Here is an 11,766-nt window from a genome sequence, read left to right as displayed (position 1 = left end):
GCGTTCCAGACTTCTTGCGCGCGTTCCAGACTTCTTGCGCGCGAAAAAGGACAGCGGCCGGACCGCTGTCCTTTTTCTCTAGTCTTGTTGCTTTTTCAATGCTTCCTGTAACGATACATTCTTCAACTTTCGTTTAGATAGCCCAAGAGAGAGCCAATACGTAAGCATGATAACAATGAACCCAATCACGACCATCCACCACGCAACATCTGTCGGCATAAGAAAACCGGTCTCTTGAACGAGTGTGTTCATCGTTTGCTGCAAGCTCAAACTCGCGAGCGGGATTGAAACAAAGTAAGCGATCAGTACGATAGGGGTATACACACTCAAGACAAGTTTAGAGACTTCCTTGTCATGATAGCCCATCACTTTAAACAACGAAATCGAAGGTGAATTTTCCTCAACAATCAAGTTGGTGAGCAAAGTAAGAACAATCACTCCAATTAATACAGCAAACACGGCCATTCCGGCCACAGAAGCTCTAGTTGCGCCTGTCGTCGATTCAAAGCTGTCTATCGCCTTCTGCTTATCTTCTACCATATAAACATTTTCGCTATTTTCCGGAGACTTGTTTTGCCAGGTCCCTGTATAGGCTTCATCAGGGAAACCAAGGAAATCGTTCAATTTCTCGCGAGGAAGATACAGGTTATTCCCAATATACAGGTCGGCTACTGCAGCGACCTCCACCTGCATCGTATCCGAGTTCAAGGAGTTTTCGAGGTTAATTTCATCCCCTTCCCCTATCCCAAGTACGGCAGCTAGAGGGGCACTTATAATCGCTCCTTCGGATATATCGGATTCCAGACTTTCACCCTCAGCACTCAATTGAATAAACTCATTATCTTTTTCCATTCCGTAAGCCGTAATTTTCACATCTTGATCTACGACACCAAGTTCATTCATTGTAAAAGGACTTTGTTCATCCTTCGTTTCTTCTGTCATCAACGATTGATAGTGGACAGCATAGTCGTATTTCAAAATTTCCTTATACGTCGTTTCTACGAGCTGGTCCATGCTATTAAACGTAATCAATCCAAACAATAATAAAACGGTAGAGAACATTACCCCGATAAAAATATAGACACTTCTCGCTTTGTTTCTCACCAATAACCTCAACCGGAACCTGCGAATAAAACCTCCTTTTTGTAAAAGTGGAAGTTTTTCTAGCCAGGATTTTTTCCCACTGGAGACCTCTTTTGGCCTCAGTAGCGTCAGTGGTTCTGTTCGTAACGTCCGACTGATAACGAAGGTCGTGAGTAAGATCAAAAGCAATAAAGGAAGGACAAATCCTATAACAATAACAAAAGGATCCCAGTCAAACATCGAGAGGGCCGGTAAGTTAAAGTAGTTTGCATAAAGGTTCGAGAGCGGTACAGAAAGACCTGCACCTGCAGTTAAACCACCGACAGTTCCTCCCAATCCAATGACCCAGGCATACCCTAAATAATGACGGACCAATTCTTTCTTACGGTAACCAAGGGCCATGAGCGTACCAATTTCTTTTCTCTGCATTTCCATCCGTCGCTTCATGAGCATCAATACCATGGCAATTGAGAGGGCAAGAATGAACAGCGGTAATGTAGTGGTCATACCTTTGGCGCCTTCGATTTCTGTTTCCACAAAACCGATGCGAGGGTTATCGTCTGAATGGACGAATTGCAAAAGAGCCGTTTCTTCACTTACCGCTTCCCTAAACCCATTAGGAACATCTCCATCTCCTGTCCATCCTAGAATTTCCGTCTGTCCATTTGCCCCGGAAAAACTTGTGCGGGAAACGACCGCGATCCCAAATTTTTCAGCATCCGCTAACAAATCTGTCATTTGCTCGATCATATAAATATAATCGGGTAAATAGACGAAGCCTGTAATTTCAAATTCACCATCACCGATTGTAATGGTTTCGCCCAACTGATACTGATGTTTCTCCGCATACACTTTGGATACAGCCAGTTGTTGATCGCCTGTTGGTGCTTTCCCTTCAGCGATATAAGGGATATTAACAGATTCCGTAGTCGTAAACACACGTAACGTCGAATCATCGACCTCAAAATCAGCATACTTACGTTTCTCTAAAGTCACATTGTACTCATCTTCCCATAAAGAGAGCTGTTCATCTGTAAAACTCCCACCAGCTACAAAATGAAAGCTTTCCTGTTTATAGTCCTCCGAAAATGTTTCATTTCTTGATTCCAGTGTCGTAATGGCCATGGATAAGGATACATAAAGCATAACTGCAAGTAAAAGAAGAACGGCCACCCCGGCATATTGAAATTTCTTTTCTTTTAATGTCCGGTACACAGATTTCTTTAAAATCATGACCATGTCACCTTCTCTGGGTGGACAGGATTTTCGTTTTCATAGGAATCAACAATTTCACCGCTTTTCATTCGGATAACAGAATGAGCCATCTCACCGATTCCCTGGTTATGGGTGATAATTAAAACCGTTGTTCCGTACTGCTCATTTACGAACTTCAACAACTTCAAGATATTTTTCCCTGTTTCTTCATCAAGGGCGCCTGTTGGTTCATCACAAAGTAAAATCTGCGGGTTTTTAATCAGTGCTCTCGCGATTGCGACACGCTGCTGTTCACCACCGCTCAATTGAGAAGGGAATTTATCTTTCTTATCCCACATGCCCACTTTTTCAAGCGTGTCTTTCATGTCGAGCGGCTGCTGGCTCAATTCCCGACCCACTTCAACATTTTCTTCGACGGTCAGTGTTGGAATTAAATTATACTGCTGAAAAATGAACCCTACGAATTTCCGTCGGTAATCAGTAAGTTGGCGATCCTTCAATTGATCAAGAACCGTGTCTCCTACTTTGATTGACCCTGAATCGTAACGGTCGATTCCCCCAATGACATTAAGCAGCGTTGATTTTCCTGACCCTGAAGGCCCAAGAATCGTTACGATTTTTTCATCTGGTACTTCTAATGACGCCTGGCGCAGCGCCTGAACTTTCACTTCTCCGCTCTGATACGTTTTATTGACTTGATTTGCGAAGATTGCCATATCATCATCTCCAATTAAAAGTTTTGTAATAAAATACATCATTTATTTCATTTTTAGTGTACCTCAATAAAAAAAGAAGTCAATAACTTTTTGAAATATTTATATGTATATATTTCATTATTTATCATCCCACTCACTATTGTTGTTGAAGAAAATGGCAGGATTCTTGAAGACTCGATTTCGAGATGTTTTTGGGGGTTCGTTGCCGTGTTGAGCGTCAGGGGTGGCTGGGAAGCTACTCGCTTTCCTGTGGGGGAGTGGCGAGCTTCCTCGGACTTCGTCCTGCGGGATCTCGCCTATCTCCTTTCTCCCACGGGAGTCTCGCAGCTTCCCAACCACCCCATTCGATATATGTGAATAACGAACCCACATACACAAATAGAGCGTCTTCCATAACCACTGCATTCTAGTTAAAAAGCGCTCTATAGCAAGCGTTAGGGTTAAAATGACTGCTTGGTTGTAAGTTGAACCCATTACCTTTCATTACGCCGGAAAGCTGCTTATTCTGAAAGTGTGGTTTCGAGATACTCTTATGGTAAAGGGGCGGAGGGGAATGGGGAGACTCCTGTGGGAAAAAAGTGCATGGTGAGACCCCACAGGACGCAGTCCGAGGAGGCTCACCGCGCTCCCGCGGAAAGCGAGCCATTCCCCGCAGCCCCCATCCACTCAACAAATGTCTCGAAACTGAGTCTTCCACAAACGGGAGCTTTAACGAAAGAAAACCCAGGCAAGCGCAAGGCTTTGCCTGGGTTCTCTATTAGAAAGATGGAAGGTTGTCCAAGTTGTTGGATTGAATGCCATCTGGTTCACTGCGCAGATGGTCTTCTCCATCTTTGCCTCGAATGAGGTTCACGTGTTCCAGTTCACCACTGCGCGCCATTTCATGTGCTCGCTTATAATCGATCACTTGTCCTGACGACAGTTGCATTTCAACAATGCTACCTTGCCCGTTTTTTCTAACGGCGACAATTCGTTCTGGCATCATTCTCAACCTCCTCAAGAATTATTTTGTCCAAGAACCTAGATAATATGAGCATCATTCCTGTGGAGATAATTGGATGTTTTAATAGATAAAAAAGACAGCCAAAAAGGCTGCCTTTTCATCTTACATATCGTGAGAAGATTTTTGTTTTTGACGCGAATGCTGCCTGTTTTTCACTTTATGAGATCCTTGAGCCGGTTCCCCGTATGCTTGTTTCGGCCCTAGTGGTAAGTTCGGTTGTTCCTGTTGTTTTGGTCCCATGCGTCTACCCATAAAAATCCGCCTCCTTGATTATCTGCGTTTACGAGCTGCTTCAGGCCCCTCCATCGCGGTCGCACCTGGATAACTTAGGCGCTGATCACGGTCGGACTCCACTCTGCCGGATTTTTTCAACTTTTTCTCTTGTCGATCTCTACCCATTCTAGAACGCCTCCCTTCCCTTTTAGTATGGAAAAGAAAATGGAGGCTATGCCTGGGAATCATTTTTTGAAATCGTCGAGAAAGTCCTTTTGAAAGCTCGTATTCACTTGGGGGTTCGTAGGATTACTGAGGTTACGGAAAGGGTTTTTGCCGTATTTCTCAGTCAGATCATCAATCGTTTGATACAATTTTTCCTTGCTGGCATATTGTTCAAAATTAAAGAGATCAAGTTGTTGACTGACTTCTGATTTCTCCGCCAGGTCGCTCGCGGTAACGCCGAGCAGACGAACAGGCTGCTGATTCCAGTGGTCATCGAATAATTGCATCGCCACTTGAAAAAGATCTTCAGACGAATGGATGAATTCCTGCAGCTGCCGACTACGTGTCACTGTTTTACGATCATGATAACGAATCGTCAACTGCACATTTCTCGCAAGAACCTTTTTATTTTTCATCCGACCTTCCACTTTATTGGAAAGTCTGCGAATGACCGTTTGTACCTCCGTGTCATCCGTCGTATCCTGTGGAAGCGTTGTTGATGTGCCGATACTTTTAAATTCATGAACAGCCTCAGGGTCAACAGGCCGATCATCCATTCCATTCGCTCTATTTTTTAGTCGCTCTCCATTGATTCCAAGAACACCCTTCAACTCAAGGACAGGGTGTTTGGCTAAATCCCCAATGGTTTCTATGCCGACTTTCCTTAATTTCTCTGCTGTTTTCGACCCGACTCCGTACATTTCTTCTATCGGTAAAGGCCATAATTTTGTTTCAAGATCTCTTTTCCGTAAGATCGTAATTCCCATAGGCTTTTTCATATCAGAAGCCATTTTTGCCAAAAATTTATTTGGAGCTATCCCGATACTGCATGGAAGATCGAGTTCTTCATTAATCCGCTGCTGGATACGTTCGGCTATTTCTGGAGGGGAACCTTGTTCCGCGCAGTTGGTAATATCCATATAACCCTCGTCAATGGAAACAGGTTGTACGAGCGGCGTCACATCAGCTAAGATCTTGAACATCTCTTTTGATGCTGTACGGTATCGTTCAAACGTCGGCCCCATAACAATCAAATCAGGGCACAACCTTCTCGCCTCTCCTAAAGGCATCGTCGTTTTAACCCCGTACTTGCGGGCTTCATAACTGCTTGTGACAATAATTCCGCGTCTTTCTTCAGGGTTTCCTGCAATGGCAAGCGGCTTTCCTTTTAATGATGGATCAAAAGCTGCTTCCACAGATGCATAGAAACTGTTCATATCGACATGAAAAATGACGCGTCCTTTTTTGGGATACCATTTGGACTGCATAACGTTCTTCCTCCATTGGAACATTTGTTCTCTATTATACCATGCTAAGCTTCATTATTGTTCCTCAACGCTTCATTTATTGTTTGTCTAATACATAAAACTCATAATCGTGTTATTGAACTAACTGGCAGGATTGTGTAAGACTCGATTTCGAGACTATTGTGAGAATTTAGGGGCTCCGGGAAAAGGTTCGCTTTCCGTGGGCGAGTGATGAGCCTCCTCGAGCTCACGCTCTGCGGGGTCTCATCTACCACGCACTTCCCACAGGAGTCTCACCGTTTCCCTCCGCCCCTTTACCATACGAGGTTCTCAAAATCCCTCTAACAGTAACCGAGCTTTGTAATGAAGACCTGTTCACACACGCCGTTATAGAGTCGTTTTAACCATAGATCCTGCGCGAATAAGGCGTGGGAACAGGGTCTGGGAAACGTCCGCATGAAAAACGAATGGAGACACGAACGTGTGTGTTTTTCTACTGACGGATTCAAAGCACTGCAAATCGTCGTTTCCCTGACCCCGTATCCATGGCCAGGAATTGTCATTCATTATTTCAACTAGGCAAGGCTTCCTTTAAGGATGCGTGGTATGTGCTCATTGCGCTCCCATGGAAAGCGAGTCATCCCCCCGCCCCCATCCACTCAACAAAAGTCTCGAAATCGAGTCTTCCACAATCGGGAGCTTATGTATAAAACTGTAATGTGAATCAAAAAAAAGGCTCCCTGAAATTTCAGGGAGTCCACTTTTGTTATTGTGCGACTTCTTCAACGATCGCTGTTACGAACTCTGTGATTTTTTCAAGCTCGCTCACAGGCATGCGTTCGTTGGTTGTATGGATTTCTTCGTATCCTACACTCAAGTTGACTGTAGGTACGCCGTGGCCTGCGATGACGTTGGCATCACTTCCGCCGCCACTTGTCAGCAGTTCACTTTCGCGGCCGATGCGTTTCGCAGCAGAACGTGCGACTTCAACGACCTGGTCTCCGGCTTGCTGCTTGTAGCCAGGGTACATGATTTCGACATCGAGTTCGACTTCGCCACCCATTTCCTCTGCTGTTTCTTGGAACGCTCGCTTCATTTTCTCGACTTGCGCTTCCATTTTTTCAGGATCTAGAGAACGGGCTTCGGCTAAGACCTCTACGTGATCACAAACGATATTCGTTTTTTGACCGCCTTCAAAACGTCCGATGTTCGCTGTTGTTTCGTCATCGATACGGCCCAGTGGCATTTTAGCAATCGCGCGGGAAGCCAGTGTGATTGCTGAAATTCCTTTTTCAGGGGCAACTCCTGCATGAGCCGTCTTCCCTTTGACGATCGCATTGATTTTTGCCTGGGTAGGAGCAGCTACGATAATGTTTCCGACTTGACCATCACTGTCAAGCGCATACCCATATTTCGCTTTGAGCATGGAAGCATCCAGAGCCTTCGCGCCAACAAGACCGCTTTCTTCTCCTACGGTGATGACGAACTGCAGGTCACCATGCTCCACGTTTTGTTCCTGAAGAGAACGGATCGCTTCAAGAATGGCAGCGACGCCTGCTTTGTCATCCGCTCCAAGGATTGTCGTACCATCTGTTACGATATACCCGTCTTCTACAGAAGGTTTAACGCCGTTCCCTGGGACCACTGTATCCATGTGGGAAGTGAAATAAATCGGCTCTGCGTCCTTTTTAGAACCTTCTAGATTGCAGATCAGGTTGTTTGCCCCGTGACCAGTAATCGAGGCAGCATCATCTTCAAGCACTTCCAAACCTAAGTCCTCGAATTTCTTTTTTAATACTTTAGCGATTTCAGCTTCCTGCGTTGTTTCTGAGTCGATTTGTACCAACTCTAAGAACTCTTCCAGCAAGCGTTCTTTGTTAATGGCTACCATATATGTCTTCCTCCTTCATATGTAAACACATTCCTCTTAGTACGTTAGCGGAACTGGAGGACGGTGTCAATTATAGAGGGATGTTACCGTGTTTTTTATATGGGCGTTCTTCGTGTTTATTCTTCAGCATATCCAGTGCTTTGATTAGTGTTGACCGTGTTTCTCTTGGATCAATGACATCATCGATCATCCCGAGTCCTGCGGCTACGTATGGATTTGCGAATCGTTCTCTGTATTCATTGATTTTATTTTGCCGCGTTTCTTCTGGTGTGTCACTTTCTCTGATTTCTTTGGCAAAAATGATATTTGCCGCGCCTTCAGGACCCATCACGGCAATTTCCGCATTTGGCCAGGCATAAACGAGATCGGCCCCGATCGATTTACTGTTCAAAGCGACATAGGCTCCTCCATAAGCCTTTCTCGTAATGACCGTCAGTTTCGGAACGGTGGCTTCGGAATATGCGTATAAAATTTTGGCTCCGTGGCGGATGATTCCCCCATGTTCCTGTTTGATGCCTGGGAAGAATCCGGTTACATCTTCAAATGTAATGAGAGGGATATTAAAAGAATCACACGTACGAATGAAACGGGCAGCTTTATCACTAGAGTCGATATCAAGGCCGCCAGCCATATATTTAGGCTGATTACAAACAAGTCCCACGGTCTTCCCTTGCAGACGCGCAAATCCGACGACGATATTTTTTGCAAAGTCCTTATGAATTTCGAAAAAGGAGTCCTCATCAACGAACTCATCGATAACGATACGTACGTCATAAGGACGGATCGGATCGAAAGGAATTTTATCCGTGATGTCAGGTCTGAAATCATCTTCAACTTCCACTTCAACTTCAGGGGTTAGTTCTTCATTGTTTTGCGGCAGGTAACTGACAAGATCCCGGACCGCATCCAGAGCAGAAGCTTCATCAGAGGTTTTCAAGTGAGCATTCCCGCTCAAGGAATTATGAACACCAGCGCCACCAAGGTCCTCTGCAGAAATTTGCTCACCAGTCACTGTTTCAATGACTTTCGGTCCGGTAATAAACATTTGCGATGTTTTTTCTACCATGATGACGAAATCAGTGATCGCTGGAGAATAGACTGCTCCGCCGGCGCAGGGACCCATAATGACCGATATTTGCGGAATGACCCCAGAATAAATGGAGTTGCGGTAAAAGACTTGTCCATACCCATCCAAGGAAGATACACCCTCCTGGATGCGTGCCCCTCCAGAATCGTTCAAGCCAATAAAAGGGGTTCCATTTTTCGCAGCAAGATCCATGACAGCGGCAATTTTTTTCGCATGCATTTCCCCTAAGGCTCCACCGTAAACCGTGAAGTCCTGAGCGAACAAATAGACATCACGTCCATGAATTTTACCAAAACCTGTCACGACCCCTTCACCCGGCGCTGACTTGCCGTCCATCCCAAAGGCATCATGACGATGTTCAATAAATGGATTCAGCTCAATGAAAGACTCCTCATCCAACAGGTGTTCGATGCGTTCCCTCGCTGTCCATTTCCCTTTATCATGTTGCTTGTCAATCCGTTCATCTCCGCCTCCTAATTCAACTTGGCGGCGCTTATCATATAATTCATTGATTTTATCAAAAATGTCCATCGTTATTCCTCCTCTCCATGCTGACATAGTTCAAACAGGACACCATTCGCTGCTTTTGGATGCAAAAAGGCGATCTGGCTGTCATGAGCACCTTGTTTCGGTTGTTCATGAATGAGACGGACGCCTTGTTCTTTATACTGCTCCAAACGTTTTGTGAGATCGTCCACTTCCAATGCGATATGGTGGACACCTTCTCCTTTTTTCGTCAAAAACGATTGGATCGGGGAGTCATCACTCAGAGGCTCCAACAATTCGAACATCGTTTCACCGATTTTTAGAAAAGCCACGCGGACTTGTTCTGATTCCACGACTTCTACAGCTTCAAGCTCTAAGTGAAGGTTATGCTGATAAAATGGTAAGGCTGCATCAATGCTTTCCACAGCAATTCCGATATGGGCGATCCGTTTCGGTGCTTCTATTGTTTCCTTGTTCAGAAGCTGCTTAATATAAAGAGCGATGGCATCTGTCGGTGACCCGCTGGTGAAGATTTTGTTGACCCCTTTTTCCTCAAGAAAAGGAATATCTTCTGCAGGTATGACACCGCCCCCGACGACTGGAATATCCGATGCTCCCTGCTCTTCCAGTGCCTGGACCACTTTAGGAAACAATGATTTGTGAGCACCGGAAAGAGAGGAAAGTCCGACGACATCCACGTCTTCCTGTATGGCCGCTCTGGCAATTTGCACAGCCGACTGCCGCAGGCCTGTATAGATGACTTCCATTCCATGGTCTCTGAGTGCTTGAGCGATAATTAAAGCTCCTCTGTCATGTCCATCTAACCCTGGTTTCGCTATAAGTACACGTATTGGTTTCATCCTCATCATCCCTTCCTACATTCCGGTATATTCTCCAAATTCCTCTCGTAAAACGTTCGCGATTTCCCCGACTGTGGCATAAACTTTAACCGCCGCCACAATATGAGGCATGACATTCTCCTTCCCTTTCGCCGCTTCCCTAAGGTTCTTAAGGCAATGGTTGACAGATTCCTGATCGCGGGAAGATCTAACATCCTGTGTTTTCTTGATTTGGGCTTGTTCCAGCGCTTCATCCACGCGTAACAAGTCTGCATGGATTTCTTCTTCAAGTTTGTATTCATTCATGCCAACGACGATGTCCTCATTCGATTCGATCCGTTTTTGAGCATCATAAGCAGCTTTATGAATTTCCCGCTGCATATACCCTTCCTCAACGGCCTGGACCGCTCCTCCGAATTCTTTGATGCGATCCAAGTAAGCATTGGCTTCTTTTTCGATCTGATCTGTGAGCGACTCTACGTAGTAAGAACCAGCCAGTGGATCGATCGTGTCCGCCACGCCACTTTCATTGGCTATGATTTGCTGTGTACGTAAAGCAATGCGTGCCGAGTCTTCGGTAGGCAGAGCCAGAGCTTCATCACGGGAATTGGTATGCAGGCTTTGCGTCCCCCCCATAACAGCAGCGAGCGCCTGCAATGTGACGCGCACAATATTGTTATCCGGCTGCTGAGCCGTCAGCGTACTTCCGCCTGTTTGTGTATGGAATCGGAGCTTCCAGCTTTTCGGGTTTTCTGCTCCATAGTGTTCTTTCATGATTTTTGCCCACATGCGACGAGCTGCCCGGAATTTGGCCGCTTCTTCAAAAAATTGATTGTGAGCATTGAAGAAGAAGGCAAGCCTTGGCGCAAACTGGTCGACTTCGAGTCCAGCTTCAATCGCCGCATCTACATAAGCCATGCCGTTCGCAATCGTAAAGGCGACTTCCTGAACAGCCGTAGAACCTGCTTCCCGGATGTGATAGCCGGAGATGCTGATGGTATTGAATTTCGGTAAATGTTCCTGACAGTACCCGAAAATATCTGTGATCAGCCTCATGGAAGGTTTCGGTGGATAGATATACGTACCTCGAGCGATATATTCTTTCAAAATGTCATTTTGAATCGTCCCTGTCAGTTTTTCAGGAGCCACTCCCTGTTTTTCTCCAACAGCGATGTACATCGCAAGCAGAATACTGGCCGGTGCGTTAATCGTCATAGATGTACTGACTTTATCGAGTGGAATCTGATCGAAGAGTTGCTCCATGTCCTTCAACGAATCGATGGCGACACCGACTTTCCCCACTTCCCCATCAGCCATCGGATCATCCGAGTCATATCCGATTTGTGTCGGCAGATCGAAAGCGACCGATAAACCGGTCTGCCCTTGTTTCAATAAATAGCGGAATCTTTCATTCGTTTCTTCCGCCGATCCGAATCCTGCATATTGACGCATCGTCCAATAGCGGCTTCGATACATGGTCGGCTGAATCCCTCTTGTATAAGGATATTGGCCTGGAAAGCCGATCTCCTCTATGTAGTCCTCATCCATCTGTTCCGGCGTGTATAATCGTTCGACCGGAATTTCGGAACTTGTATGAAACGCTTTTTTCCGTTCCGGAAAACGCTCCGTCGTTTTTTCTACATCTTTTTCCCATTTTTGCTTCGGGTGTTGGTCACTTGATGATGTGTTCATAAGAAAGGCCTCCTTATTCAGTCCATTCACACTACTAGCATACCAGAAATGAAGCGCTTACCTATCTAA

11 protein-coding genes are annotated in these 11,766 nt (G+C 45.5%); 1 reads left to right on the top strand and 10 read right to left on the bottom strand.

Going from position 1 to position 11,766, the window contains the following annotated elements:
• Positions 1–78: 78 nt before the first annotated feature.
• The 6 genes from BLS23_RS06865 to BLS23_RS06840 form a co-directional block, all read right to left on the bottom strand.
• Positions 79–2,316, bottom strand: coding sequence for an ABC transporter permease (locus tag BLS23_RS06865; protein WP_167356024.1), 2,238 nt, complete (start codon positions 2,314–2,316; stop codon positions 79–81).
• Entirely contained in the window at positions 2,313–3,014 is a 702-nt protein-coding gene (locus BLS23_RS06860) for an ABC transporter ATP-binding protein (protein WP_089651801.1), read from the bottom strand. The genes BLS23_RS06865 and BLS23_RS06860 overlap by 4 nt, the downstream gene beginning before the upstream one ends.
• 757 nt (positions 3,015–3,771) lie before the next feature.
• A complete protein-coding gene (locus tag BLS23_RS06855; protein WP_089651888.1) occupies positions 3,772–3,996 on the bottom strand; it encodes a DUF3892 domain-containing protein in 225 nt (74 codons plus the stop codon).
• 123 nt (positions 3,997–4,119) lie between these two features.
• On the bottom strand, positions 4,120–4,269 hold the full coding sequence (locus BLS23_RS06850; protein WP_089651800.1) for a small acid-soluble spore protein P: 150 nt from the start codon (positions 4,267–4,269) through the stop codon (positions 4,120–4,122).
• An 18-nt stretch (positions 4,270–4,287) separates the two neighbouring features.
• The gene (locus tag BLS23_RS06845; protein WP_089651799.1) at positions 4,288–4,416 is read right to left on the bottom strand and encodes a YpzI family protein; all 129 of its coding nucleotides are present in this window, start codon (positions 4,414–4,416) and stop codon (positions 4,288–4,290) included.
• A 59-nt stretch (positions 4,417–4,475) separates the two neighbouring features.
• Positions 4,476–5,723 (bottom strand): DNA polymerase IV, encoded by a 1,248-nt coding sequence (locus BLS23_RS06840; RefSeq protein ID WP_089651798.1) that lies wholly within the window; start codon positions 5,721–5,723, stop codon positions 4,476–4,478.
• A 435-nt stretch (positions 5,724–6,158) separates the two neighbouring features.
• On the opposite strand from BLS23_RS06840, the gene BLS23_RS22120 reads away from it, so the two are divergent.
• Entirely contained in the window at positions 6,159–6,281 is a 123-nt protein-coding gene (locus tag BLS23_RS22120) for a hypothetical protein (RefSeq protein ID WP_279615119.1), read from the top strand.
• 187 nt (positions 6,282–6,468) lie between these two features.
• Here BLS23_RS22120 and BLS23_RS06835 read toward each other — a convergent pair whose 3' ends face one another.
• The 4 genes from BLS23_RS06835 to BLS23_RS06820 all read right to left on the bottom strand — a co-directional run bounded on the left by BLS23_RS06835 (position 6,469) and on the right by BLS23_RS06820 (position 11,697).
• Complete coding sequence (locus tag BLS23_RS06835) at positions 6,469–7,593, bottom strand: M20/M25/M40 family metallo-hydrolase (protein ID WP_089651797.1); 1,125 nt, start codon at positions 7,591–7,593, stop codon at positions 6,469–6,471.
• 70 nt (positions 7,594–7,663) lie between these two features.
• A complete protein-coding gene (locus BLS23_RS06830; protein ID WP_089651796.1) occupies positions 7,664–9,211 on the bottom strand; it encodes an acyl-CoA carboxylase subunit beta in 1,548 nt (515 codons plus the stop codon).
• A 2-nt stretch (positions 9,212–9,213) separates the two neighbouring features.
• Positions 9,214–10,026, bottom strand: coding sequence for a methylmalonyl-CoA epimerase (gene mce, locus BLS23_RS06825; protein WP_089651887.1), 813 nt, complete (start codon positions 10,024–10,026; stop codon positions 9,214–9,216).
• Positions 10,027–10,041: 15 nt separating this feature from the next.
• Positions 10,042–11,697 carry an acyl-CoA mutase large subunit family protein gene (locus BLS23_RS06820; protein ID WP_089651795.1) on the bottom strand — a complete coding sequence of 552 codons (1,656 nt, stop codon included), beginning with the start codon at positions 11,695–11,697 and terminating at the stop codon, positions 10,042–10,044.
• Between the last annotated feature and the right edge of the window lie 69 nt (positions 11,698–11,766).

The organism is Halobacillus aidingensis (assembly GCF_900104185.1).
GTDB classification, from domain to species: Bacteria; Bacillota; Bacilli; order Bacillales; family Halobacillaceae; genus Halobacillus; species Halobacillus aidingensis.
The sequence above is the reverse complement of the archived record's forward strand: the minus strand, read 5'-3'. Positions and strand labels throughout refer to the sequence as shown.